This is a genomic window from Rhodococcus sp. NPDC060176, assembly GCF_042728675.1.
Taxonomy (GTDB): domain Bacteria; phylum Actinomycetota; class Actinomycetes; order Mycobacteriales; family Mycobacteriaceae; genus Rhodococcus_F.
This window is the reverse complement of sequence record NZ_JBHWYS010000002.1, coordinates 194,307-219,584: the sequence shown is the minus strand read 5'-3', so window position 1 is coordinate 219,584 and position 25,278 is coordinate 194,307. Positions and strand designations below refer to the sequence as shown.

Annotated in this window: 20 protein-coding genes; 3 read left to right on the top strand and 17 right to left on the bottom strand. The window is 64.2% G+C overall.

Features of this window, described 5'->3' with window-relative positions; translation table 11 throughout:
* Nucleotides 1–12: 12 nt before the first annotated feature.
* Nucleotides 13–1,032, top strand: coding sequence for a methylmalonyl Co-A mutase-associated GTPase MeaB (gene meaB / locus ACFWEM_RS09370; RefSeq protein WP_378533055.1), 1,020 nt, complete (start codon nt 13–15; stop codon nt 1,030–1,032).
* A gap of 61 nt (nt 1,033–1,093) precedes the next feature.
* Here meaB and ACFWEM_RS09365 read toward each other — a convergent pair whose 3' ends face one another.
* The 14 genes from ACFWEM_RS09365 to ACFWEM_RS09300 all read right to left on the bottom strand — a co-directional run bounded on the left by ACFWEM_RS09365 (nt 1,094) and on the right by ACFWEM_RS09300 (nt 17,981).
* Nucleotides 1,094–2,041: a sulfite exporter TauE/SafE family protein gene (locus ACFWEM_RS09365; RefSeq protein WP_378533053.1), complete on the bottom strand. Its 948-nt coding sequence runs from the start codon at nt 2,039–2,041 to the stop codon at nt 1,094–1,096.
* Between the two features lie 233 nt (nt 2,042–2,274).
* On the bottom strand, nt 2,275–3,309 hold the full coding sequence (locus ACFWEM_RS09360) for a nucleoside hydrolase (protein WP_378533051.1): 1,035 nt from the start codon (nt 3,307–3,309) through the stop codon (nt 2,275–2,277).
* Nucleotides 3,302–3,778 carry an OsmC family protein gene (locus ACFWEM_RS09355; RefSeq protein ID WP_378533049.1) on the bottom strand — a complete coding sequence of 159 codons (477 nt, stop codon included), beginning with the start codon at nt 3,776–3,778 and terminating at the stop codon, nt 3,302–3,304. Before ACFWEM_RS09355 ends, ACFWEM_RS09360 begins: the two co-directional genes overlap by 8 nt.
* A gap of 31 nt (nt 3,779–3,809) precedes the next feature.
* On the bottom strand, nt 3,810–5,111 hold the full coding sequence (locus ACFWEM_RS09350; protein ID WP_378533047.1) for a CoA transferase: 1,302 nt from the start codon (nt 5,109–5,111) through the stop codon (nt 3,810–3,812).
* Between the two features lie 19 nt (nt 5,112–5,130).
* Complete coding sequence (locus ACFWEM_RS09345; RefSeq protein ID WP_378533045.1) at nt 5,131–6,006, bottom strand: 3-methyladenine DNA glycosylase; 876 nt, start codon at nt 6,004–6,006, stop codon at nt 5,131–5,133.
* 3 nt (nt 6,007–6,009) lie between these two features.
* The gene (locus ACFWEM_RS09340) at nt 6,010–7,098 is read right to left on the bottom strand and encodes a hemolysin family protein (RefSeq protein ID WP_230815612.1); all 1,089 of its coding nucleotides are present in this window, start codon (nt 7,096–7,098) and stop codon (nt 6,010–6,012) included.
* Nucleotides 7,091–8,473, bottom strand: coding sequence for a hemolysin family protein (locus tag ACFWEM_RS09335; protein ID WP_378445995.1), 1,383 nt, complete (start codon nt 8,471–8,473; stop codon nt 7,091–7,093). The genes ACFWEM_RS09340 and ACFWEM_RS09335 overlap by 8 nt, the downstream gene beginning before the upstream one ends.
* A 311-nt stretch (nt 8,474–8,784) precedes the next feature.
* Nucleotides 8,785–10,221, bottom strand: coding sequence for a GuaB1 family IMP dehydrogenase-related protein (locus ACFWEM_RS09330; RefSeq protein ID WP_378533043.1), 1,437 nt, complete (start codon nt 10,219–10,221; stop codon nt 8,785–8,787).
* 3 nt (nt 10,222–10,224) lie between these two features.
* On the bottom strand, nt 10,225–11,106 hold the full coding sequence (locus ACFWEM_RS09325; protein WP_378533041.1) for a DMT family transporter: 882 nt from the start codon (nt 11,104–11,106) through the stop codon (nt 10,225–10,227).
* A 4-nt stretch (nt 11,107–11,110) separates the two neighbouring features.
* Entirely contained in the window at nt 11,111–12,613 is a 1,503-nt protein-coding gene (locus tag ACFWEM_RS09320) for a DEAD/DEAH box helicase (protein ID WP_378533039.1), read from the bottom strand.
* A 62-nt stretch (nt 12,614–12,675) separates the two neighbouring features.
* Nucleotides 12,676–14,133, bottom strand: coding sequence for an NADP-dependent phosphogluconate dehydrogenase (gndA, locus tag ACFWEM_RS09315; protein ID WP_378533037.1), 1,458 nt, complete (start codon nt 14,131–14,133; stop codon nt 12,676–12,678).
* Nucleotides 14,134–14,350: 217 nt separating this feature from the next.
* Nucleotides 14,351–16,327 carry a DEAD/DEAH box helicase gene (locus ACFWEM_RS09310; protein WP_378533035.1) on the bottom strand — a complete coding sequence of 659 codons (1,977 nt, stop codon included), beginning with the start codon at nt 16,325–16,327 and terminating at the stop codon, nt 14,351–14,353.
* Nucleotides 16,328–16,588: 261 nt separating this feature from the next.
* Nucleotides 16,589–17,542: a M56 family metallopeptidase gene (locus ACFWEM_RS09305; protein ID WP_230815619.1), complete on the bottom strand. Its 954-nt coding sequence runs from the start codon at nt 17,540–17,542 to the stop codon at nt 16,589–16,591.
* Between the two features lie 25 nt (nt 17,543–17,567).
* Nucleotides 17,568–17,981: a BlaI/MecI/CopY family transcriptional regulator gene (locus tag ACFWEM_RS09300; protein ID WP_003944876.1), complete on the bottom strand. Its 414-nt coding sequence runs from the start codon at nt 17,979–17,981 to the stop codon at nt 17,568–17,570.
* Nucleotides 17,982–18,158: 177 nt separating this feature from the next.
* On the opposite strand from ACFWEM_RS09300, the gene ACFWEM_RS09295 reads away from it, so the two are divergent.
* Entirely contained in the window at nt 18,159–20,732 is a 2,574-nt protein-coding gene (locus ACFWEM_RS09295) for a bifunctional lysylphosphatidylglycerol flippase/synthetase MprF (RefSeq protein WP_378533033.1), read from the top strand.
* A gap of 10 nt (nt 20,733–20,742) precedes the next feature.
* On the opposite strand, the gene ACFWEM_RS09290 is transcribed toward ACFWEM_RS09295, so the two are convergent.
* The 3 genes from ACFWEM_RS09290 to ACFWEM_RS09280 are packed head-to-tail and all read right to left on the bottom strand — an operon-like array spanning nt 20,743 to nt 24,139.
* The gene (locus tag ACFWEM_RS09290; RefSeq protein ID WP_020907760.1) at nt 20,743–21,594 is read right to left on the bottom strand and encodes an ABC transporter ATP-binding protein; all 852 of its coding nucleotides are present in this window, start codon (nt 21,592–21,594) and stop codon (nt 20,743–20,745) included.
* Nucleotides 21,591–22,682: an iron chelate uptake ABC transporter family permease subunit gene (locus tag ACFWEM_RS09285; protein WP_230815623.1), complete on the bottom strand. Its 1,092-nt coding sequence runs from the start codon at nt 22,680–22,682 to the stop codon at nt 21,591–21,593. Before ACFWEM_RS09285 ends, ACFWEM_RS09290 begins: the two co-directional genes overlap by 4 nt.
* On the bottom strand, nt 22,679–24,139 hold the full coding sequence (locus ACFWEM_RS09280; RefSeq protein WP_230815749.1) for an iron ABC transporter permease: 1,461 nt from the start codon (nt 24,137–24,139) through the stop codon (nt 22,679–22,681). The genes ACFWEM_RS09285 and ACFWEM_RS09280 overlap by 4 nt, the downstream gene beginning before the upstream one ends.
* 203 nt (nt 24,140–24,342) lie before the next feature.
* Between ACFWEM_RS09280 and ACFWEM_RS09275 the strand changes: the two genes are divergently transcribed.
* Nucleotides 24,343–25,125 (top strand): hypothetical protein, encoded by a 783-nt coding sequence (locus ACFWEM_RS09275; protein WP_378533031.1) that lies wholly within the window; start codon nt 24,343–24,345, stop codon nt 25,123–25,125.
* The last annotated feature ends 153 nt before the right edge of the window (nt 25,126–25,278 follow it).

Below are 25,278 nucleotides of genomic sequence, written 5' to 3'. Positions count from 1 at the left end.
GGGTCACTGAAGATGGCACGTCAGCCCATCGACACGCCGTCGCCAGCGGCAAGGCCATCAGTTGATTCCCTCGCCGAGGCGGTGCGCGGAAATCAGCGTGCCGGCCTCGCTCGGGCGATCACCCTCGTCGAGTCCACTCGCGACGACCACCGGGCCCTTGCGCAGCAGCTTCTACTGAAGTTGCTGCCCGAGGCCGGGGGAGCGCACCGGATCGGCATCACCGGCGTTCCCGGCGTCGGCAAGTCGACGTTCATCGACGCGCTCGGAATGTACTTGCTGGGCAAGGGACATCGGGTTGCGGTGTTGGCGGTTGATCCGTCGTCCACCCGCACCGGCGGCTCGATTCTCGGCGACAAGACACGCATGGCTCGGCTCACCGTCGAACCGAATGCGTACATCCGGCCGTCACCGACGTCCGGCACCCTCGGCGGTGTTGCAAAGGCAACCCGCGAGACCATCGTGCTTCTCGAGGCTGCCGGTTTCGACGTCATCCTCGTGGAAACGGTGGGCGTCGGGCAGTCCGAGGTCACCGTCGCGAACATGGTGGACTGCTTCACGTTCTTGACCCTCGCTCGTACGGGCGATCAGCTGCAGGGGATCAAGAAGGGTGTACTCGAACTCGCGGATCTGGTCGCGGTCAACAAGGCCGACGGCAAGCACGAGCGCGAGGCGAAAGGCGCAGCCCGCGAACTGGCCGGAGCGTTGCGCCTGATCTACCCGCACGACGCCATCTGGAAGCCGCCCGTCATCACGATGAGCGGCCTCGAAGGTGTCGGTCTGGACGAGTTCTGGGGAACTGTCACCAAGCACCGTGAGGTGCTCACCGAAGCGGGGCAGTTCGAGGAGAAGCGCCGACAGCAGCAGGTCGACTGGACCTGGACGATGGTCAACGATCAGCTGCTGCGCAGACTCTCCAGCAACGATCGGGTGCGTGCGATCCGGGCCGACGTCGAGCAGAGCGTGCGCGACGGTTCGCTGACAGCGGCGTTGGCTGCGGGGCGGATTCTCGACGCGTTCGACAGAAGCAACTAAAGCGAAAGCAGGAAATCCCGGGTATCCGAGCGCGGATACCCGGGATTTCTTCTGTGACGAGTTATCGTTCGCGCTTGGCTGCAGGCTCGGTGAGTTCGGTCTCGACCGCGAGTTCGACTCCCGTGAAGTCGCCTTCTGCTTCGGCTGGGGTGAGCGTGGACCGCTTCCACGCGTAGAACAGCAACGCTGCCCAGGCGGCGATGATGGTGAGGTATCCGGCCACCGTGACCGCTCCGGTGATGTCGAAGGATTTGAACAGCTTCTGCGCGTTGGTCAACACGATCACGCCGCCCACTGCCGTTCCGAGCAAGGTTGCAGGTACGCGGCTGACCAGCCACGCCGCGAACGGGGCAGCGATGACACCACCGAGCGCGAGACCGGCGACAACGAGGAGGTTTCCCGCCGACTCACGCCCCAATCCGACAAGGAATCCCAGCGACGCGGCTGACGCGACCAGAAACTCCGAGGCGCTGACCGAGCCGATCACCGTGCGCGGTGCGGTCTTGCCGCGGGAGAGCAGTGTGCTGGTGGTGATCGGGCCCCAACCGCCGCCGCCGGATGCGTCGATGAAACCACCGAACAGGCCGAGCGGGGACAGGAAGCGAGCGGTATGCGGGGTGGTGCGAGCATTCGCGACGGCCGGTGGACGGACCGAAAAGCGAAGTGCCACATAGACACCGATTGCCAGCAGAATTGTCGCCGTGATGGGGACTGCCGCTTCGGTCGACAGACCCGAGAGAACGGTGGCACCGATGAATGCACCGACAGCGCCGGGCACGCCCAGCTTGGCGACCAGCTTCCAGTCGATGTTCTTGAACTTCCAATGCGACACCCCTGAAGCGAGGGTGGTGCCGACCTCGGCCAGGTGAACCGCGGCGCTCGCCTGAGCCGGACCGAGGCCACCGATCATCAGCAGGGTCGTTGCGGTGACACCGAAGGCCATGCCGAGGGCGCCGTCGACGAGCTGGGCGCCGACGCCGACAAGGGTGAACAAAAGAAGGTTGAACATGAGAAGACAGACTCCGAGCGAAGAAGCGACAAAGTCAGGGGTGCAGGCAGCGAGAAATCGCCGCTCAGCAACACGCCTGATCGAAGCATGCGCTACGACGAGTGGGCCAGAACGCCATCAATCCGAGCGCAAATGCCGGGGAGGCATCGTGGCTGGAAATCTGCACGTCAAGGTCCTTCGGTTCTCGTTCGTTGGTGTTCTGTCCATGCGAGCATAGCCGGTGCCGCGCTCGATCAACCCACGGCGCGGGCGTAATTTCCCACTCGGTGGACAAGTCGATCGAAGAATTCCGCCGGATCGGTGCTGACGGCGATGTCCGCGTTTGGTTCGCGTTTCCAGTGTCCGACCCAGTCCGCGACGGTGGTTCCGATCAAGAGTGGGCTTTCGGTTTCGACGTCTACCGTTGCCGGTTTCAGGGTCGCCAGGGTCGGGTCGAGTGCGACGGCAGCCGCAAAGGGATCGTGCATGTGAGCAAGAAAGCCCTGGTCGTACTCGCGATGGAACTCCATGTAGAACCGAATCGCGTCGGACATGTGCCGGATCACGCTGTTGGAGGCGGAGCTGCGGAAATCGGGGCCGTCGTCAGGAGAGATGATCTCTTCCGGGGTGCTCGCGGCAGCGTCGGCGAGTCGACGCACATGTTCGGGGAACATCTCGATGGATTCGGTGACGTTGAGGCCGCAGATGATCGGACGTCGGTGCGCGGGTACTGCGGAGAACGCGTCGAACACTTCCTTGGCGGCGTGCGGATCGACCGAGACGTTCCACTCCGCAGTCGGCGTCGTGTTGCCCGGATAGTTGAACGACCCACCCATCACGACCAGTCGTTTCAGTAGAGAGGGAAGGTCGGGTTCGCGTCTGATCGCCAGGGCCAGATTGGTGAGCGGTCCCGTCACCAACCCCGTGAGTTGTCCGGGGTACTCACGGACGAGATCCACCCAGAGGTCGGTGGCGGTGCGAACCGAGAGCTCACGACCCGAATCGGGGAGCACGGCATGCCCGATTCCTTGCGGACCGTGAGTCTCCTCGGTGGTGCGCAGCGGGATGACCAGGGGCTCGCGGGCACCGAGTGCAACCTCGATGTCCGGGGCGCCGCAGAGCGCAAGCCAGTTCAAGTTGTTGGCCGCGACCTGTTCCACGGGAACGTTGCCGGCGGTACTCGCGATCCCCAGAATCTCGGCCTCGGCGCTGGCGAGTAGATAGAGCAGTGCCAGCGAGTCGTCGATACCGGTGTCGACGTCGACAATGAGCTTGTGGACATCACTCATCGGTGGCCACCAGGATCGTCGGGGAATGCAGGACCGGGAAGTTCACCGAACGAGCGATGAAGCACTTCGTGTGTGCCGGGCCGTGAAGATCCTCGGCCGTCTCGACCATCGACGCGTCGGCGACCAACACCGTCGGATTCAACGTCACTTCGATGAACTGGCCGCCGCCATCGGATTCCTCGATCATGCTGCCGACCGGCTGATCGCTGTAGTCGAGAACGACGACCCCTGCGGCCGCTGCCAGGCCGAGGTACCAGAGCATGTGGCACTGGGCGAGCGAGGCAACGAGCAGTTCCTCGGGATTCCACCGCTGCGCGTCACCGCGGAACGAGGGATCGGAGCTGCCGAGAAGCTCCGGCTTCCCGACCGCGGATATTGCGTGATCGCGCGAATATGCCTGTGTGCTGGACGTTCCGGATCCCAGATCGCCCGTCCACTGAAGGTCGAGTGTGTAGGTATGTGACTTCACAGGTCCATCTTGCCCTGAATGTGCCGGTCCCTCAGTGTGCCCACTCCGCCGGATCCGATCCCCACGAATGTGCCGGTGAAGGGTAGTCCTCGAACTCTGCCAACGCGGGTCGTGCGGTGGTCACGTCGCCGTGGTTGACAACAGCATCGAAGCCGGGGGCCGTCGGCAGGCCGGGGTGGAGGGTCCGCCCAGGCGCGTCCAGAAGACGGGCGCAGGTACCTGCCAGCGACACGTCGACAGCGCGGCCACGGCCGTCGTGCGAGCGCATGGTCAACGCGTCGAGGATCCCTGCTGCAAGGAAGTACCCGCTTGCGTGGTCGAGTGCCTGTGCGGGAAGGGCGCCGGGTTTCTCTCCACCCTCGAGGAACGAGATACCGGACGCGGCTTGCACGATGCTGTCGAAGCCGCGCCGATCCGCCCACGGACCTTCCCAACCCCATGCGCTGACACGACCGTGAATCAGGTGCGCGGGAAGATCTCGCCCGATGAGCGCTTCGAGTGCACCCGGCCGGTAGCCGGTGACCAGCACGTCGGCTGTTTCGAGGAGTTCGCGGAACGCTGTCGCACCCTCCGAGGATTTCAGGTCGAGAAGCGCCGAGCGCTTGCCCTGGCCACTGTCGAGGTGCTGCCATCCGATTTCGGGGATCGCCGGGGGATCGATCCGTAGAACTTCGGCGCCGACCAGTGCGAGGGCGCGGGTCGCGACCGGGCCGGCGATGACGCGGGTCAGGTCGAGAACACGTGGGCGCGTGGGGAGTGCGCGGGGTTCCCCCATCTCGCGTGCTCGGATGGATACCAGAGGCGCAGACCTCGCGGCTGCACACTGCTCACTCAGGCGCCACTCGGTCTCGGTACGCACGCGAACCGCGATGGCACCGATCTCGGCGGCTTGCTGTTCGATCTCGATAGCAGAGAGTTCGGATATACGTTGCGCCACTGCCTCTTTGGGCGACCCAGGTTCGAGTTCCAGAATGGTGAGCAGTCGGTCGCGATGGTGCGGATAGTTGCCGTGCGTGCGGACCCAACCGTCACGGGCGGCGAAGAATCCCGAGTACTCGGAAAACCCGTTGATCGGTTCGCTTCCGGTGCGGAACAGGCGATCGCTCGAGAAGGAGGCGGCGATACGCTCGGGATTCAGCGTCCAGTGCCCGGCCGCTCGATCAATCGCAGAGGCGAACGCCGCAACCGAACCCGCAGCGAGGTCGAACACCGGCAAGTGGGCCGCGAGAAAGCCCGCCGAGTCCGGGCATTCGATGTGCCCGCGCCGGTCCTCGGTATGCACCCCGACGTCACGTTGGTATTCGTCGAGATAGAACCCGTACCCGTGATCCATACGACGCCTTTCGGGCAGTTCAGTGGTCGAGAAGCTCCCGACACTTCTTTGCCAGCGTATCGCGGAGCGGCGCAGCACGATCCGCCAAGTGCTGTTGCTGGCGCACGTATTCGGCGCGTCCGGCGGGGGTTTCGATGCGGATAGGGGAGTACCCGTACTCGGCGAGGTCGTAGGGGCTCGCGCGCATGTCGAGTTCGCGGGCCAGGAGCGCGTGTTCGAAGCACCGCATCACCAGATCCGAATCGACGAGCGGCAACAATTTGAAAGACCACTTGTACAGGTCCATCCCGGCGTGCAGGCAGCCCGGCTGCTCGTGGTCCGCCTGAGTCTCCCGGGCAAGGGGGAGCGAATTCTTGGGGGCCGCGTCCGGCGTGAAGAACCGGAACGCGTCGTAGTGCGTGCATTTGAGCGGCAAGGATTCGACGACCGCGTCTGTACCCGCGAATCCGAGCCGCAGCGGCACGGATTGGTGCCGGATCGCATCCTCGCCGCCGCGATAGACCATCGCCCATTCGTGCAGGCCGAAGCAGCCGAGCACAGCGGGGCGCGCAGACGTCTGGTTCAACAGATTCCACACGAATTCGACAGTGTGACGACGCCGCTCGAGCACTGAATCGTCGACCGTCGCGGTACCCGAATCGACACGGTAGCCGGAGAAGGCTGCGTATTCACCGGCATTCTCGAGCGCGACTCCGTAGCCGGGGTGCCAGCGCCGCAGTTGAGCGGGCTTGAAGTTGTAGTACGTGAAGAGGAAGTCGTGCACCGGGTGCGAGATACCGGCGCTACGACGCGCTCGGTGCGGCTCGACGAGCTTCTCCACCTCCTCGAGGTGAAGTGCCCGCCGAGCCGTCCACTCGCTCTGCGCGAGTGCGAGTGAGTGCACCGAACGTGTCATTGATCAGCTGTTTCGTTGTCCGGGAACAGCATCCGTGCCGCGGTGTGTGCCGTCGCGAACCGTGCCGACGTACTCCTCGAGGAGATCCTCGAGCGCGACGATACCGATCACAACTCCGTCAGCGTCGGTGACTGCACCGAGGTGCGAGCTGGCCCGACGAAGGCCGGCCAACGCTTCGGCCAGCGGCGTGCTGAGCGGGACGATGGGCAGCGGGCGGATATCCGACGTCGGAACGACGGTGTCCGGTCCGGCAGCTTCGTCCAGAACCTCGTCGAGCACGTCCTTGAGGTGCACGTATCCAGCCAGGGATCCGTCGCTCGCCCGCACCGGGTAACGCGAGTATCCGGTCTCGATGACTGCACGCTCGATCTCACCCAGTGTTGTTCCCGAGGGTGTGAGGGGAATGGTCCGAACCTTGTCGAGGGTGATCAGAACCTCGGACACCGTGCGATCGGTCGATTCGAGAGCCTGCTTCAACCGCCGGTGTTCTTCGGCGTCGATCAGACCTTCGGATCGCGATTCACCGATCATCGCGGACAACTCCACGGCAGAGACCGTGACGTCGAGTTCGTCCTTCGGTTCGACGCGCAGGAGCTTCAGCACGCCGTTTGCGCACAGGTTGTAGAACGCGATGATCGGGCGAGCGATCTTGATGAAGGCCAGATGCACGGGAACGAGCAGCATGGCCGTCTTCTCGGGGCCGGCCAACGCGATGTTCTTCGGAACCATCTCGCCGAGCAGGATGTGCAGTACGACGACGAGCGACAGCGCGATCGCGAACGAGATCGGGTGCAGCAGTCCGTCAGGCAGGCCGACGGCTTCCATCGGCACCTCGAGGAGGTGCGCAATGGCAGGTTCGGCGACCTTACCCAGGAGGATCGAGCAGATCGTGATACCCAGCTGAGCCGCCGCGAGCATCAGCGACAGGTTCTCACCGGCCTTGATGACTGTGAGTGCCCGCTTCTTGCCTTGCGCGACCAGTGCCTCGAGACGGTCACGGCGAGCGGAGATCAGCGCGAATTCCGCGCCGACAAAGAATGCGTTGCTCGCGAGCAACACGACGGTCAGGAGAACGCCGAAGAGGTTATTCATCGTCGGACTCCTTCTTGTCGTGGTCGGCGGATTCGGGTTCGACGTCCGCCGGGACCGGTGTGATGGTTACTCGGTCGATGCGACGGCCGTCCATGCTGGTCACTCGGGCGATCCACTTTCCGCGGGAATCCCCGGACGAGTCCACGTCGGGCAACTCCACTTCGTCACCTTCCTCGGGGATGCGCCCCAATTCGGTGAGCACCAATCCGCCGAGGGTGTCGTAGTCGCCTTCGGGCGCGGTGTATCCGGTAGCCGAAGTGACCTCGTCGATACGCAGGAGACCGGAGCACGACCATCCGTCGCCGACGCGTTGCACGTCCAGCTCGGGCTCGTCGTGTTCGTCGCGCACATCGCCGACGATTTCCTCGATGAGGTCTTCCATCGTGACGATGCCCGCAGTTCCGCCGTATTCGTCGACGACCAGAGCGACCTGCATGCCGTCCGAGCGGATCCGCTCCATGACGGTGTCACCGTCCAGGCTCGACGGCACGACCGGAACACGTTGAGCCAGACTGTCGACTCGCGTCGTGCGCCTGCGCTCGGCGGGAACCGTGAACGCGTGCTTGATGTGTACGACGCCGACCGTGTCGTCCAGATCACCGCGAACGACCGGGAAGCGCGAGTAGCCGGTCCGCGACGCCGTCACGATCAGGTCTGCGACAGTGTCCGAGAGTTCCAGCGATTCGATCTTCACTCGCGGGGTCATCAGTTCTTCTGCCGTACGGTCACCGAACTGCAGCGAACGGTCGACGAGCATCGCCGTGCCCTTGTCGATGGAACCGCGCTGCGCGGACGTCCGCACGAGGGATCCGAGTTCCTGCGGTGAACGCGCCGAGCGCAGTTCCTCCGCGGGTTCGATGCCCAGGCGTCGCACGATCCAGTTGGCAGTTCCGTTGAGACCGTTGATTGCCCACTTGAAGATCAGCGAGAAGCCGGCCTGCAGGCCCGCAGTTGCACGGGCGGTGGGCATCGGCTTGGAGATTGCGAGGTTCTTGGGTACGAGCTCGCCGAAGATCATCGAGAACGACGTCGCGAGTACCAGCGCCAAGATCAAAGACGTTGTCGAGGCGGCGGATTCGCTGAGTCCGACGGCCTTCGCAACCGGTGTGATGAACCGCGCCAGAACGGGCTCGGCCAGGTAACCGGTGATCAGTGTCGTGATCGTGATGCCGAGTTGGGCACCGGAGAGCTGGAACGAGAGAGTCTTGTGCGCGTGTTGAACCTGGCGCGAGCGTCGGTCGCCGTCGCGAGCGGCTTCGTCGACGGTACTGCGCTCGAGCGCGGTCAGTGAGAATTCGGCCGCCACGAAGAGGGCGGTGCCTGCAGTCAGCGCGATGAAGCCGAAGAGGCTGAGAATGGTGAAAACGATGTCCATGTGTCATCGCCACCTGAGTTGTGCACGGGGGCCGCCGGGTTTGTCTCCCGGCTCGCTAGAGGAGCCCTCCGAACCGGCGGAATCAGACGATTCCTCGGATAAAACGACGGGTGTAGCGCCGGGTAAGTGTGTGGGTGCCTCGGGCACCGGGTTCCTCTCGTCAGAGCCGAGGATTTCTCGGCTGTAGCGGGCTCGGTCGGGTCGCCGAAGGGCACCCGACCGAGTTTTGTTTTCTGTTTACGGAACCAATGATACCGGCGGGCGCCCGGGAGTAGGGACCCGAGCACCCGCCGACTGTCACGGAACCCTGTTCACCAACCTGACGGAAGCGGCCGTCCTTCGGCGAATCCGGCAGCGGACTGAACACCGAGAACTGCCTTCTGGTGCGACTCTTCGAGGGAGCGCGCACCCGCGTACGTGCAGGTACTGCGCACGCCGGAACAGATCTGATCGATCAGGTCCTCGACTCCCGGGCGCTCGGGATCGAGACGCATCCGCGAACTGGAGATGCCCTCCTCGAACAATCCCTTACGAGCGCGATCAAAAGCCGTTTCGGTGGCTGTGCGAGCGGCAACGGCGCGCTTGGACGCCATACCGAAGCTCTCCTTGTACGCATTGCCCGCCTGATCGACCTTGAGGTCGCCGGGGGACTCGTACGTGCCGGCGAACCACGAGCCGATCATGACGTTCGACGCGCCCGCCGCGAGGGCGAGTGCGACGTCGCGAGGGTGGCGTACTCCGCCGTCGGCCCAGACGTGCTTGCCGAGCTCACGTGCCGCTGCGGCACATTCCGCGACGGCCGAGAACTGTGGGCGTCCGACGCCGGTCATCATGCGCGTCGTGCACATGGCGCCCGGCCCGACTCCGACCTTGACGATGTCCGCGCCGGCCGCGATCAGATCGCGGGTGCCCTGTGCCGACACCACGTTGCCTGCGACCAACGGGACGCCGAGGTCGAGGGCCTTGAGAGTGGTGAGCGCATCGATCATTCTCTGCTGGTGACCGTGCGCCGTGTCGACGACGATCACGTCGGCACCGGCGTCGACGAGTGCCTTTGCCTTCGCGCCCACGTCACCGTTGACACCCACCGCCGCAGCAACCCGGAGTGCGCCCCGATCGTCGACTGCGGGATCGTAGATTCCCGCACGAATCGCACCGGTACGGGTGAGGACTCCGGCAAGAGTGCCGTCTTCGTTGACGATGACCGCCAGCGGATCATGCTTGGCTTCGAGGAGTTCGAACACCTCGCGAGGTGTAGCGGTGACCGGGGCGGTGACGAAGTCGGTGATCGCGACGGTACGTAGGCGCGTGAACCGGTCGACGTCCGCACAGGCGGCCTCGGTGACGACACCGAGCGGCTTACCGTCCTCGACCACCACGACGGCGCCGTGAGCGCGCTTGGGCAGAAGCGCCAGCGCGTCGGAGACGGCGTCGTCGGGGCTCAAGGTGACCGGCGTATCGGCGACGAGGTGGCGGCTCTTGACGAATGCCACGGTCTCGGCGACGGCTTCGGTGGGGACGTCCTGCGGAATGATGACCAGCCCGCCGCGGCGGGCAACTGTCTCGGCCATACGGCGGCCGGCCACTGCGGTCATATTGGCGACGACGACGGGAATGGTGGTTCCGGATCCGTCGGAAGAAGTGAGATCGACGTCGAACCGGGAGGTGACCTCTGTCCGGTTAGGGACGAGAAAAACGTCGTCGTAGGTCAGGTCGTATGGGGGGCGTTGCCCTTCGAGGAACTGCACGTTTCACGAGCTTACCGTCGATTCCGCCGCAGCGCCCTCGGTATCGCGTGCCTGTGAGCGGGAGAGGGCGATCGTGGTCATGATCATGACGGCGACAGCGCACCCGATGAGAGCAATCCCGGGGCCGTCGACGCGTAGGCGTTCGTCCAGAACCGTCATCCCCAGGAAGATGGCCGCAATCGGCTCGCCGATCGTGAGAGCGGGCAGCGACGCCGACAGCGGCCCGACCTGGAATGCGCGTTGTTGCAGGTAGACGCCGATCGCGCCCGAGGCGATCAGTGCCCACGTCTGCCAGGCCGAAATCACCCCGACGACGCCGTGTCCGAGTAGGTCGGTGACGTACTTGGTGAATGCGACCGCAACGCCGTAGAAGATGCCGGCCGCGGAGCCGAGAAGCAGTGCGCGCCAACCACCGTCGAGTTTGGACAAGCCGCCGATGGTCGCCACCACGGCGACTGCGACCGTGATCGTCAGGGGCACAGCCCAATCGGACCACGGAGCATTGCTGTCACCCTCGGTGGGATCGCCGACCACGAGGAAGATCGCCAACGAAATCGCGAGCATGATCGCCAGTGACCACACCGAACGGGTGATGCGAATACCCGAGAACTTGGCCGAGAGCGGCAGCGCGAACAGCAGAGAGGTCACGATCAGCGGCTGCACCACCAACACCGAACCCAACGACAGTGCAACGGCCTGCATGACGTAACCGCCGCCGTCGCCGATCAATCCGGCCCACCACCGAGGGCTCCGAATCAGCGACGCCACCAGCGCTTCGCCCTCGGGAACTGCCGACGCTGCCCGCTGCTGAGCGACGGACGCGCACGCGAAGAGCAGTGCGGCGACGAGTGCGCAGAGAACCGAGATCAGTGGAAGATCACCCATGTCCTCAGTGTGCGCGTTTGCCCGCCCGATTTCCGGCAGACGGCTTTCCTGCGCCCGGTGCACCCCGCCGAGGCGTCAGGCCCTTGGAGGCCAAACGTTCCGAACGGGTCGGGACCGGGGTGCCGTCGGCCCGGATCTTCTTCACACTCTTGGGATCGGTGACGCGCCGCGAGGAGGCGGCTCGCTTGTCACCGTCCTTTTTCATGCGGCCACCTGCAGCCGTCCGACCTGCGGTGTCGTGTTCCTGGCGTCCACGCTTTGCGGTGTGCTTGACGGCGACGGTCGTATCGGGAGCCTCGACCGGAATGCCCGTCGGCTCCATTGCTCCGGTGATTCGTGTTAGTTCCAGATCGTCGGGGCGGACCCGCACACCATGAACCTTGATGCCTGCCTGCTTGGTCAACTTCTCGACCGCGTCACGTTCTTCGTCGGTGACGATGGTGACGACGACGCCCGATTCACCGGCGCGAGCGGTCCGGCCGGCGCGGTGCAGGTAGTCCTTGGCCTCGGCCGGGGGATCGACGTGAACAACGAGGGTCACGTCGTCGACATGGATTCCGCGGGCCGCGACATCAGTGGCGACCAGGACGGGGGTTGTTCCGTCGGAGAACGACGCGAGGGTCTTGGTCCGGTTGTTCTGTGTCTTACCGCCGTGCAGAGCGCCGGCAGAGACACCGATCAAATGCAGCTGCTGCGCAAGCCGATCCACGCCGTGCTTGGTCTTGACGAACATGATGGTCCGCCCCGCGCGCGAAGCGATATGTGCGACAACGGATCTCTTGTCGTCGCGGTCGACGAAGAGCAGGCGATGCTCCATCGTCGAGACGGTGGCAACCGGGGGAGCAGTCGAGTGCGACGCCGGATTGCGCAGGTAACCCGCGACCAGATCGTCAACCTTGCCGTCGAGGGTTGCCGAAAAGAGAAGGCGCTGACCATCTTTCGGGGTCGTGTCGAGAATCTTCGCGACCTCGTCGATGAAGCCCATGTCTGCCATGTGGTCGGCCTCGTCGATAGTCGTGATCACGACGTCGTCGAGCACGACCGACTGCTGCTCGAGCAGGTCGAGTAGACGGCCGGGAGTGGCGATGAGCAGGTCGACGCCCCTGGTCAAGATGTCGGCCTGGCGCTTGATCGGAACACCACCGACCGCGTTGGCCACACGCAAACCGATCTCGGTAGCGGCGTCGTCGAGTGCTTTGTGAATCTGGATCGCCAGTTCGCGGGTGGGAGCGAGCACCAACCCGCGAGGACGATTCCGCTTGCTCGCCCCACCCTTGAGGCGCACCAACATCGGAAGCCCGAAGGCCAAAGTCTTTCCGGAACCCGTCGCGCCGCGCCCGAGCACATCCCGGCCGGCAAGGACATCGGGGATGGTGGCCGACTGAATGGGGAAGGGGGCATCGATGCCGTTCCGACGCAACGCGTGCACCATCACGGCGGGGATTCCGAGGTCGACGAACGAACGCCCTTCGGTCGAGGTGGGCGAGTCGATCGTCGATTCCTGCATTTGTCCAGGCTACCGGGTATCGGTAGACGCAGATAACCGCATCTACCGATACCCGCTGTGAATCAGGCCTCGATTTCGCTGCGGTCACCGCTCCACAGCGTGTGGAACTTGCCGGGCTTGTCGATGCGCTCGTAGGTGTGCGCGCCGAAGAAGTCGCGCTGACCCTGTGTCAGGGCGGCCGGCAGACGCTCTGCGCGCAGACCGTCGTAGTACGACAGCGAAGACGCGAACGCCGGTACCGGAATGCCGAGCATCGTCGCCGTGGCGACCACACGGCGCCAGCTGTCGATGCCCGCCTCGATGGCCTCGCGGAAGTACGGCGCCAGAATCAAGCTCGGCAGGCTCGGATCCGCGTCGAACGCGTCCTTGATGCGGTTGAGGAACTGCGCACGGATGATGCAGCCGCCGCGCCAGATCGTTGCCAAGTCGGCAGGCTTGAGGTTCCAGTCGTACTCGGCGCTACCGGCAGCGATCTGGTCGAAGCCCTGCGCGTACGCCACGATCTTCGACGCGTACAGCGCGGCCTGGATGTCAGCGGCGAACTGCTCGGCGTCAGCCGGCTTGTCGCCGAGCGAACCCGAAGCCAATCCCTGCGCCTGGGCTGCGGCGCGCTGATTGCGGCTACCGGACAGTGCGCGAGCAAACACGGCCTCGGCGATACCGGTGACCGGCACGCCCAGATCCAGAGCGGACTTGACCGTCCAGCGGCCCGTGCCCTTCTGCTCGGCAGCGTCGACGATGACGTCGACCAACGGCTTGCCGGTCTCGGCGTCGACCTGACGGAGCACCTCGGCGGTGATCTCGATCAGGTAGGACTCGAGCGTGCCCTTGTTCCACTCGGTGAAGACGTCGGCAACCTGACCGGCGTCGTAGCCCAGCGCGTCACGGAAGAGGTTGTACGCCTCACCGATGAGCTGCATGTCGGCGTACTCGATGCCGTTGTGCACCATTTTGACGAAGTGACCGCTGCCGTCGGGGCCGATGTGCGTGCAGCACGGTGTGCCGTCGACGTGAGCGGAGATCGACTCGAGAAGCGGGCCGAGAGCCTCGTACGACTCCTTCGGGCCGCCCGGCATGATCGACGGACCGTTGAGTGCGCCTTCTTCGCCGCCGGAGATACCAGCGCCGACGAAGTGCAGACCGCGGGCGCGGATCGCGGCTTCACGGCGGATCGTGTCCGTGTACAGCGAGTTACCGCCGTCGATGATGATGTCGCCGGGCTCCATGGCGTTCGCGAGCTCTTCGATGACAGCATCCGTCGGCGCGCCGGCCTTGACCATGATCAGGACGCGTCGCGGCTTCTGCAGTGCGGCAACGAACTCTTCGACGGTCTCGGTGCGCACGAAATCGCCCTCGGAACCATGCTCGGCGATCAAAGCATCGGTCTTGGCGATGCTGCGGTTGTGCAGGGCAACGGTGTGACCGTGGCGGGCGAAATTGCGGGCAATATTCGAACCCATGACAGCCAGGCCGGTGACGCCGATCTGAGCCCGGGGTGATTCGGTGCTAGTGGTTGACATGCTTACAGCTTTCCCTCTCGGTCCGCGGCTGTGAAATCCTGCGCTGTGCGCAGCCGAAAACTGTGCGGCCGCGACGCGCGTGAACATCAGACCGTGCATACAAAACACGGATGCAGATCACTTTAATTGCAGTGACCTGCATCCGTCTCGATACAGCTTCCGGCGCAGCCGGAAGGTTCTCAGTGTTCAGTTGTCGAGCCGCAGCTCAGCGCAGGTATTACCGCTGATCGCGCTTCGGGCCGTCGAATCCGTCATAGCTACGACGGTCGGTGCGGCTGCGGAAGCCACCACCGCTGGTCGAGGCTGCGCGGTTGTCGCCGCCGTCGCGGTTGCCCTGGTATCCGCCGGAGGATCGGTTGCCCTGGTATCCGGTCGAGGGGCGGCTGTCGCGGTCTCCGTAGGACGGACGGCTGTCGCGGTTGCCCTGGTATCCGCTGCCACCCGAGGATCGGTTGCCCTGGTAGCCGCCGCGGCTCTCGCCGTCACGGCTTCCCTGGTATCCACCCGAGGATCGGTTGCCCTGGTATCCGGTCGAGGGGCGGCTGTCGCGGTCTCCGTAGGACGGACGGCTGTCGCGGTTGCCCTGGTAACCACCGCTGGAGCGATCACCCTGGTAGCCACTGCCACCAGAAGAGCGGTTGCCCTGGTAGCCGCCGCGGCTCTCGCCGTCACGGCTTCCCTGGTATCCACCGGAGGATCGGTTGCCCTGGTATCCGGTCGAGGGGCGGCTGTCGCGGTTGCCCTGGTATCCACCGCTGGAGCGATCACCCTGGTAGCCGCCGCGGCTCTCGCCGTCACGGCTTCCCTGGTACCCACCCGAGGAACGGTTGCCCTGGTATCCGCCGGAAGAGCGGTTGCCCTGGTAGCCGCCGCGGCTTCCGCCACGATCACCGAAGGAACGCTCGCCACGAGAAGAGCTCTCGCGCAACGGTTCTCCGGTCGGCTTCTTGGCGCCGGTGATACGAGCCAGCTCAGCAGAACCCGGGGTGACGGCGACGGCAGCGGCATTGACGCCGGCCATTCCGGTCAGACGCTTGAACTGACGCTTCTGGTTGGGCAGCACGATTGCGACAACGGTGCCCTTCTCGCCGGCGCGAGCGGTACGACCCGCGCGGTGCAGGTAGTCCTTGTGATCAGCCGGGGGATCGACGTGAACGACAAGGTCGATGCCGTCGACGTGGATTCCGCGCGCTGCGACGTCCGTTGCGACGAGGACCGGGGTGCGGCCGTTCTTGAAACGCTCGAGGACGCGGGTGCGCTGGTTCTGAGCCTTGCCGCCGTGAAGCGACTCGGCAGCGATGCCGACTGCGCGGAGTCGGTCGGTGATTCCCTCGCAACCGAGCTTGGTACGGGCGAACATGATCGTGCGTCCGTCGCGGGCACCGATCTCGGCGAGGACGGAATCCTTCTGGCCGCGGTCGACGAGGAGGACGTAGTGCTCCATCGTGTCGACGCTCGCGCGGCCGTCTTCGGTGGAGTGCGTGACGTGGTTGGCCAGGAACTGACGAACCAGCGACTGGACCTCACGGTCGAGGGTCGCCGAGAACAGCAGGCGCTGTCCGTCTGCGGGGGTCTCACCGAGGATCGAGCGAACCTCGGGCAAGAAGCCCATGTCTGCCATCTGGTCGGCTTCGTCGAGTGCGGTGATTTCCACCGAGTCGAGGATGCAAGTGCCCTGACGCAGGTGGTCGCCGAGACGACCCGGGGTGGCGACGAGGACGTCGACGCCGCGGCGGAGCTGATCGACCTGCTTGGCGAACGGCGTTCCACCGACAGCGGGACGAACCGTGAGTCCGAGTGCGCTGGCGTAGGAGTTGAGGGAGTCGACCACCTGGAAAGCAAGCTCACGGGTGGGGACGAGCACGAGTGCACGGGGACGCTTGGCGGCCGGGCGATCCTCGTGGCGCGAGAGGCGGGTCAGCATCGGCAGGCCGAATGCGAGGGTCTTACCCGATCCGGTCTGTGCGCGGCCGAGAACGTTGGTTCCGGCGAGCGCGTCCGGGATGGACTGCGCCTGGATGGGGGACGGGACGGTGATGGAGTTGCGCGCCAATGCGGCAACAAGCTGCTCGGGCAGGCCGATCTCGGCGAAGGTGATACCCGGCTCGGTGGCGACTGCTTCTTCGGCAGCGGGGGTGTTGACGGTGGTGTCTTCGATGTTCTCGGAAGACGACATTTGGACAGCGTTGGTCACGCGGAAACCTCTCCGGACTACGGGCACGTCGCGGAGCGGAAGAAGCCATGCTGAAATACACGACACAGTTCGCAAAGGGACGAGCCAGGGCACATGTCACCTGGCAATCCGAACGCATACTGCGGGGAATTGGGCTGTGTGCCGTTATATGTTGACGGACCACGATGGTGGCCGAGGTCCACTCTACGCCACCGGCTAGGTCGAAGTCAGGTAACCCCGCCTGTGACCTGCACTACTACACGTGGTTGCGCTGGTCAAGACTCAGTAGGCGTTGAAAAGCAGGCGAAGTTCGGTGAGCCAGGGCACTGCCACAGCCACGGTGGGTACCACGAGAATGGCGACCGCCCCCAGATACGCAAAAATCGCAATCCGGGGATCGGCATCGTCAGCCGAGAGGCGCTGCACACGGATGAGCGTTGACGGACCGCCCGCTGCCATCGCTCCGCGCGGTGCGGTCGATCCGGCACACGCGACCAGTGCTCGTGCCAGGGGAGTCGGTCCGGTAGCGCGAACTGCCGAATCGTCGGCGAGCAACTCCACTAGGAGCTGTACGGATCCGAGAGCCGACTTGCTACGGACGAAACGGGGGAACGCGTGGTTGACCGCGGTGAATGCCTCGAGGACGAGATCGTGACGAGCCCGCAAGTGCGAACGCTCGTGCGTCAGGATGGCCTTGACCTCGGCATGATCGAGGTTCTGCAGAGTGCCCTGACTGAGGACCACGCGTTGACGCAGGCCAGGCAGGCAATAAGCGATCGGTTCGTCGACGTCGAGCACTCGCAGGTCGGGCGTGCGTTCGACCGAGGCGGGCATGGCGCAGTCGTCGAGAAGGTCAACCAACACACGGTGACGTGCACGGCGACGCCTGGTCCTCACGGCGACCTGGATGACCGAGAAGATCAGCTTTGCGCCGATCAGAAGCGTCAGGGCAAAAACAACCACGTACAGAATCCAGAGAGGGAGTCCGAGTGCATCGATTTCGGCGGTCGGGGCCGTCGTCGGCCTTCCGTCAGCGCCGGGAACGAGCAACTGGCTGGCAATGGCCAGGCCCGAACTGAATGCCGACAACACCGCAGCAATCGCGACGGCTTGCCACAGGACCAACGCCGCGCGTGGAGCGCGGTAAGGCCACGTGGAGCGGCTCAGGAGTGCGGGAACCGGACCGGCCAGCAACAAGGCAAGCAGTCCGAAAACCAGTGCAGTAGTGGCGTTCATGTCCTACACATCATGCACGACGAATTCAGTTCGGCCTAGAAATTCCGGGCTGCGCAGCCTTTTTCGCGGACTCGCGCACCTCGAGGGCAGCGAGCGCTTCGCGGAGAGCATCGGCTTCGTCTGCATTGACCTGGCCCACGAAGTGAACGAGTGCCGCAGCGCGACCGCCGGACTCCGGAGCCTGGGCGAGAGCGTCCACCATCAGGCTCGCAACCAGTTCTTCGCGCTTGTTGACGGGAAGATAGCGATGCGCGCGATCGTCACGCTGCTGTATCACCAGATGCTTCTTCGCCAGGCGCTGCAGAACGGTCATGACCGTCGTGTACGCCAATTCGCGATGCGTCGCGAGTGCTTCATGCACCTGTCGCACAGTTTGCGGTTCTGATGTGGACCACAAATGATCCATCACCGCGCGTTCGAGTTCACCTAGACCTGCCATTCTTCGATTCTACGGACTTCCACGACGAAATACGTACTACTGGTAGTAGTAACCGCCTTGGTGGGGGTGTGGTATTGGCCATAGTGATCTGCATGACGGTTACGGTGGTGATCGCAGAGAGACATGCCCGATACTGAGCAAGCCCCTAGTCGATCCGCAGAAAGTAGCCGCACGTAGATGACGATCGACAGTTCGCCGGGCACCGAAGAATCCACATCACGGGCACGGGCAGTCGCGCAGAAAGCTGGCGACATCGTTCGTTTCGGTATTCGCGACGCACCGTTGACGGTCGTTCTACTTCTCACCATGTGGATCCTGGGCGCTGCCAGCGGCAGTCTCGTGCACGGACCGTCTCGCGATCTCGAGCACGCGATCGGCGCGGGAATGGGCTCGATCCAGCACGGACGCATCTGGACTCCGCTCACCTCCGCTCTGTGGGCGGGAAACCTGCTCGGGTACATCGGTGCGAGCGTGCTCCTGATCGCGGTCGCTGCACCCCTCGAGCGGCGCATGGGGACGCTCAAGCTCGCAATTGCCGGAGCGAGCACCCAAATCCTCGGTGTGCTCCTCGGACTCGGCTGGGCATCGTTCGCGAAGGTGTTCGACTCCAACTGGGGATTCCGCCTACACGTCGGCTCCGCTGTCGGCACGAGTGCATGGATCGTCGGCGCCGTCATGGCCGCCAGCTCGAACATGGGCACACTGTGGCGTCGACGCATCCGCGTCGGAACCCTGGCCTTGACCATCACCTTGGCCCTGTTCAGCGGCCAACTTCAAGATGTCATCAGGTTCTTCGCCGCCGTCGTAGGTCTGGTGATCGGCCAGTGGATCGTGGGACGGTCGGCTCGCGGTGAGCGAATCGCCGGGACCCAGCGGGAGGGCCGCGTCCTCGTCGCCATCGTCGTGGCGGCCAGCGCGATCGGCCCGATGATCGCCGCACTGTCTCCGCAAGCGGTAGGTCCACTTGCCGTCCTGCGTGACCTCTTCCGCGGAGTTCCGTGGACCGTCGCCGAGGTTCGAGAACTGTGCGAGGAGTCCGCGTCGGACCCGGACTGCCGGCGAGGACTCCTCGAGCTCAGACTCTCGGGTATCGGGCCGACTCTGCTCTCGCTGATGCCGTCGATTTTTGTCCTGGTGCTGAGCGACGGGCTTCGGCGTGGCCGCAGATTCGCCTGGATTGCGACGGTGTGCGCTCAGGTTGTCCTGCTCGTCCTCTCGATCGGGAACTTCGTCATCAGGTTCGTCGACGCCGTGGACAGTGACAGTCTGTTCTACGGAATCAGCGATCCGAACGTGTACCGGACACTCGTGCCGTTCCTGACGCCGCTGTTCGTGCTGATCCTCTTGATCTCCACACGCCGATACTTCGACGTGGCGGCCCCGGCCAGGACATACAGACGCTTGGGCGTTGCGATCGTGACGTTGCTCGGGGTCCTCGCCGTGATCTACGTGGGCGGCGGAATGCTCGCCAGGCACGGGTTCGACCGCGAGCCCACTGTCACCATGCTGCTCGCAGACTTCCCTCAGCGCCTCGTACCGCCGGTGTACCTGCAGTTGATCGACCCGCGCCTGCTCCCTGTAGACATCGAGTCGACGCTGCTGTTCGAGTGGACCGGCGTCGTGTTCTGGGGCGTTGCTGCCGTGCTGGTCTTCGTGAGCTTCCTCAAGCCCGTCAAGACCGCTGATCCGAAAGCCGCCGAACGCGCGCGATCGATGTTGCTCGCCGGCACCGGCAGTCCGTTGTCGTGGATGACGACGTGGAAGGGCAACACCTACTGGTTCAGTGCAGACGGTTCGAGCTACGTCGCCTACCGCGTCATCGCCGGAGTCGCACTCACCACGGGTGACCCGGTCGGTCCTCCTGATCGGATGCGCGCAGCGATCGAGGGGTTCGCCGAGTTCGCGTCGTCGAACGGTTGGATTCCGTGCTTCTACTCGGTGACCGACGACGCGCGCACCATTACCGATTCCATGGGCTGGAGCGGCCTACAGGTCGCCGAGGAAACAGTGCTCGATCTGGGCGGAATCGCGTTCACGGGCAAGCGGTTCCAGGACGTGCGCACGGCACTGAATCGGGCGAAGAAGTCCGGGATCACGGCCGAGTGGATTTCCTTCCCGCACGCGCCTCTCGCGATCAAGGATCAGATCGTCGCGATCTCGGAAGAGTGGGTGGCGGACAAGGGGATGCCCGAGATGGGCTTCACTCTCGGCGGGCTCGACGAGGTCGACGACGAGGCGGTGCGCTGCCTGATCGCCGTCGACGAGGATCGCACGGTGCACGGTGTCACGTCGTGGCTGCCGGTGCACCGTGACGGCCAGGTCGTCGGCTGGACCCTCGACTTCATGAGGCGACGCTCCGAAGGGTTCCGGCCCGCGATGGAGTTCCTCATCGCTTCTGCCGCACTGAAATTGGAGGAGGAGGGTGTTGAGTTCCTCAGTCTGTCCGGTGCACCGTTGGCAACAATCGCCGCCGACTCCACTACGGACGCAGCCGAACCTGCGGCCACGACCTTCTCGGCGATGATGGACAGCGTCCTCGATCTACTCGGTCGCACACTGGAACCGGTGTACGGCTTCCGATCGCTGCTGGCCTTCAAATCGAAGTTCCAACCCCGGTACGTGCCGATGCACATGACTTTTGCCGATCCGGCCGCGCTACCGAGCATCGGCAACGCGGTCGGGCGGGCGTATCTGCCGACCGTGTCGATCGGTCAGGGATTCAAACTCGTTCGGACGATTCTGGGTCGCTGATTCGCGATCTTCAGGCGGGCTTGGCCGGCCCGCCGACAGCGCCGAAGACGTGTCGGGTGCCGATCGGGACGATCAGGGGCCGATCCGAGACCGGATCGTCGATGACTGCAGCTTCGAGACCGAAGACCTCGAGCAGAAGTTCCGCGGAAATGATGTCCTTGGGGACGCCCGAAGCGACGACGGCGCCGTCGCGCATCACGATCAGATGATCGCTGTACCGGACTGCGAGATTGAGGTCGTGCAGAACCATCACCACGGTGCGCCCCATTTCCTCGTGGAGTTGATCCACCAGGTCGAGGACTTCCATCGAGTGCGCAAGGTCGAGGTACGTGGTGGGCTCGTCGAGGAGCAGGATGTCGGTTCCCTGGGCGAGAGCCATCGAGATCCAGGCCCGCTGACGTTGGCCGCCGGACAATTGATCGACCGGCCGATCCGCAAGGTCCGAGACTCCGGTCAGCTCGAGTGCTTCGGCGACCTCGCCCTCGTCGTCCGCAGACCACTGCCGAATCCACGACTGATGCGGGTGGCGTCCACGTGAGACCAGATCGGCGACGGTGAGCCCTTCAGGCGCTACCGGCGTCTGGGGGAGCATGCCGAGGACCCGCGCGACTTCCTTGGTCTTCATCGAACTGATCGCTTTGCCGTCGAGGATGACCGATCCGCCCTTGGGCTTGAGTAGACGGCCCAGCGCGCGGAGAAGTGTCGACTTGCCGCATCCGTTGGGTCCGATGACCGTCGTGATCACGCCGGTGGGGATCTCGAGATCGAGTCCGTCGACGATGATGCGATCCCCGTACCCGAGCGTCAGATTCTGCGCGACGAGACGCGAAGGAGCATCGGTGGACTGGGCGATGGTGGTCATGCTGTGACCTTCCGATTGTTACGAACCAACAGGTAGAGCAAGAACGGACCACCCAGTGCGGAAGTCACGATTCCGACGGGGAGTTCCACAGGCAGAATTGTTCGAGCGATGACGTCGCTGCCGACCACCAGTACAGCACCGGTCAGCGCGGAAGCCACGATGGGCGGGCCGGCAGAGCGCACCAGACGCATGGCGACCTGAGGCGCAGCCAGGGCGACAAAGCCGACCGGACCTGCTGCGGCGGTTGCGATGGCGGCCAGCGCCACGGCGGAGAGCAACAGTTTGGCCTGCGATGATTGCAAGCGAACACCGAGTGAGGTGGCGTTGTCGTCACCCAACCGCAGCGCTCCCATGGTGAACGAGGCGATCACCGCGTAGCCGCCGACCACCGCGACAGCGATGGCTACCGGCCACATCTGATTCCAGGTGGCACCGTTGAGCGAACCGTTGAGCCACACCTGCGCTCGGGAAGCATCGTTTATGTCCGCCGAGATGAGGAGCCATCCCGTCGCTGCCACGAGCATGGCGTTTATGCCGATGCCGATCAGGATGAGGCGGAACCCCTCTACGCCTTTACGCCATGCCAAGGCGTAAATCACCACTGCTGTCAGCAGTCCGCCACAGAGTGCCGCCAACGGAATCCCCAGTGTGGCAAGCAGTCCCACGAACGACCCGCCACCGCCGAGCACGATGAGAGCAACTGCGGCAGCACTCGATCCGGCCGTGATTCCGAGGATGTCGGGGCTGGCGAGGGCGTTGCGAGCGATCGTCTGGGTGACCGCACCGGCAATGCCGAGTGCCATACCGATGAAGAGTGCGGTGAGCGAGCGAGGAAGTCGGAGGTCGAAGACGATCAGGTTCTGTGTCTTGCTTCCATTGCCGAGCAGGACGGAAATGACATCGGGGATCGAGATCGGATAGTCGCCGCGTCCGATGTTGATGCAGAGCAGAAGGAAGAGTGCGACCGCGAGTGCAATGCTCACCGACACCGCGAGTGGACGGTAGACGAGCGAGAATCCACCGATACGAATCGACTTACGGGAGGGGACGGTCCGGGGCAGTACCCGGAGTTCTTGCTTGAGCGTCACAGACTTGCCAACTTCCTGCGGCGTACGAGAGCGATGAAGAACGGAGCGCCGAAGAGGGCCAGGATGATTCCGACCTGCAACTCGCCGGGGCGCACGACCACGCGACCGATGATGTCCGCGGTGATCAGCATGACCGCACCGAGCAAGCCCGCGTACGGGACCAGCCATCGGTAGTCGGGTCCGGTGATGGCCCGGGCCACGTGGGGGACCACCAATCCGATGAACGCGATAGGTCCACACGCTGCAGTCGCGGCGCCGGTCAGCAGGGTGATCGCGATGATGCCGAGTGTGCGACTGAACGCGATGTTCGTTCCCAACGCTTTTGCGACGTCTTCACCCAGGCTCAGGACGTTGAGACCAGGCGTACTTGCCAGGGCGATGACCAAACCGAGTATCAGGAAGGGGAGGACCTGCCAGAGAACGTCGAACCCTCGACCGGACACCGACCCGACTACCCAGAAACGGTAGGCGTCCAGGCTGGTCTGGTCGAGGATGATCACGGCATTGGTCATGGCTTGCAGGAAGAACGCGACGGCTGCGCCCGCCAGAGCCAAACTCAGAGGACTTGCGCCGCCGTTTCCGATGGAGGACAAGCCGAAGACGACGATGCTGGCGACGAACGATCCTGCAAACGCGAACCAGAGATACTGACTCGGTGCGGTGAAGCCGAAGAGATAGATCGCCATGACTACGAAGAACGCCGCGCCGGCGTTGAGGCCGAGCAGACCGGCATCTGCCAACGGGTTACGCGTGTGTCCCTGAATCAGGGCGCCGGCGATACCGAGTGCGATGCCGACAACAAGACCCAGGATGGTCCGAGGCGCACGCAACGTTCGCACGATGATGTCCGTCTGGGTGCCGTCCGAACTGAAGATGGCGTGGAAGATCTCGGCAAACGTCAGCGGCCGAGCGCCCACCGCGATGCTCGCGAGCATGACGAGCGCGAGAAGTACCGTGAGCACCGCGAGACCGATCAGTCGGCGTCGACGAGTTGCCCCGACGCTGTTGTCGCGCGCGAGTTCCTCGAACCCTTCTTCGCGCGCCGTGCTTTCACGCACCACCTCGATACCGGTTCGATCGAACGGCCTGCGCAGAGCCCGGCGAACACCGATGGGCTGCTTTGTCTTCGCGTCTCGCGTGACCAGGCCTACCCATCCCTTTCCCGAGGTCCGGCCCGTGGCACCTTCGCGGAATCCGAGGTTCCACACAAGGAGACCGACGGCAATGGCTATTGCCGTCCCACCGAATACGGCGCGGTCGGCTTCGCCGCCGCCGTTCTCGTCTCGGAGCGACTGAACGATGTACCAGCCGACGAGCAACGGAAGCAGGAACACCCCCGCGTCGAAAATGCCAGCTAGAACACGCATTCGGACAGGAGCCGGGCCGCGCGGCACTATGCGCCGTCCGTACGTCTCGCTGGGTCCTCGGGGATGTCCGTTCCCGAGAGGTTTGATCATCGTCACTGGCGGTTCGAGCTCCTGGTCTTTGTGCGCAGGGAATTCGCATCTTAGGTTACGGAACCCTATGTGGGTGTGCTCCCCGCGGGGCAAGTTCCTGTGAATAATGCGGTGCCCAGCGTCACAGTTCTTTACTCTTGAATTATGGTGAGGCTAACCTACATTAAGAACCACAAGACAACTTCGGCCGATTGGAGTGCACGGTGACAATCACCTTGACCACCCAGCATGCGGATGTTCGTGAATTCGAACTCCGGTCGAACGCATTGAGCCGCACCAGCGTTCGCCTACGAGCACTCAACCCTGACTATCCGCGTGTCTATGCGGTTGCCGCCATGGCGGGCGAAGGCAAACGGCGCTGGTGGCAGCTCAGTGAAGGCTTGTGCGGGGATCGGGTGCAACAGATGTTCGCCCGGTCACTTCAAGATCTCGACAGTGCTGAAGCTGCCGCGATACAGGTTGCGACGTCGCTCATTCATGCCGTGGTCGGCAGAGTTGCCGCATCCATCGTCTCCGAGGGGTCCGCCTGGGACCCGGGGCTCGAGAACCTGTTCATCCACATGGACAGCGACGGCGGAATCGATTGGGCAGGCGTAGTCGACGAAACGCTTCGTGTGGCACCCAACGGGCGAGAGTCCGGAAGTGACGGCGTCGTCGACATGCCGTGTGAAGAGGCGCTCCTCATCTGGACTGCGCACCGTTGCCTGACGTCGCTGCGCGCCATCTACGACGCCGTGGCCAGATGTGCGCCCGTCGACCAGTTCAGATTCTGGGGACTGGTGGGGGAGTCGATCCTGGGTGCAGCTGCTTATGTCCCCATCCTGGCCGGTGAAGGCGAATCGGTAGCGCAGCGCCGTGGACAGGGCCTGCTCGACGCCTTTGTCGCAGCCGGGTTGCCGGTTCGCGCGCGCCGCAAGGTCTCGCTGCGCCCTCGCTGGAACCAGTTCGACGAAGGGCTTGCTAAATTAGGTCAGCCTTGCCTATGATTGTGGAAGACCTCGCGGAGAGTTACACACCGCGAGAGCGGCGAAACTGCCGGACCGCGCCGGAGTCCTGAGGGCTGCAGAGACTCCCGGTCCTTCCCACGGCGGGTTTCACATCGATTGATGTGAAACCCGCCGGTTCTTTTTCCAGACCTG

Bases quoted from the DNA above. Each gene is read 5' to 3' on its own strand.
- meaB (WP_378533055.1), top strand. From the start codon at position 13: ATGGCACGTCAGCCCATCGACACGCCGTCGCCAGCGGCAAGGCCATCA.
- ACFWEM_RS09365 (WP_378533053.1), bottom strand. From the start codon at position 2,041: ATGTTCAACCTTCTTTTGTTCACCCTTGTCGGCGTCGGCGCCCAGCTC.
- ACFWEM_RS09360 (WP_378533051.1), bottom strand. From the start codon at position 3,309: ATGAGTGATGTCCACAAGCTCATTGTCGACGTCGACACCGGTATCGAC.
- ACFWEM_RS09350 (WP_378533047.1), bottom strand. From the start codon at position 5,111: ATGGATCACGGGTACGGGTTCTATCTCGACGAATACCAACGTGACGTC.
- ACFWEM_RS09345 (WP_378533045.1), bottom strand. From the start codon at position 6,006: ATGACACGTTCGGTGCACTCACTCGCACTCGCGCAGAGCGAGTGGACG.
- ACFWEM_RS09340 (WP_230815612.1), bottom strand. From the start codon at position 7,098: ATGAATAACCTCTTCGGCGTTCTCCTGACCGTCGTGTTGCTCGCGAGC.
- ACFWEM_RS09335 (WP_378445995.1), bottom strand. From the start codon at position 8,473: ATGGACATCGTTTTCACCATTCTCAGCCTCTTCGGCTTCATCGCGCTG.
- ACFWEM_RS09325 (WP_378533041.1), bottom strand. From the start codon at position 11,106: ATGGGTGATCTTCCACTGATCTCGGTTCTCTGCGCACTCGTCGCCGCA.
- ACFWEM_RS09320 (WP_378533039.1), bottom strand. From the start codon at position 12,613: ATGCAGGAATCGACGATCGACTCGCCCACCTCGACCGAAGGGCGTTCG.
- gndA (WP_378533037.1), bottom strand. From the start codon at position 14,133: ATGTCAACCACTAGCACCGAATCACCCCGGGCTCAGATCGGCGTCACC.
- ACFWEM_RS09305 (WP_230815619.1), bottom strand. From the start codon at position 17,542: ATGAACGCCACTACTGCACTGGTTTTCGGACTGCTTGCCTTGTTGCTG.
- ACFWEM_RS09300 (WP_003944876.1), bottom strand. From the start codon at position 17,981: ATGGCAGGTCTAGGTGAACTCGAACGCGCGGTGATGGATCATTTGTGG.
- ACFWEM_RS09295 (WP_378533033.1), top strand. From the start codon at position 18,159: ATGACGATCGACAGTTCGCCGGGCACCGAAGAATCCACATCACGGGCA.
- ACFWEM_RS09290 (WP_020907760.1), bottom strand. From the start codon at position 21,594: ATGACCACCATCGCCCAGTCCACCGATGCTCCTTCGCGTCTCGTCGCG.
- ACFWEM_RS09280 (WP_230815749.1), bottom strand. From the start codon at position 24,139: ATGATCAAACCTCTCGGGAACGGACATCCCCGAGGACCCAGCGAGACG.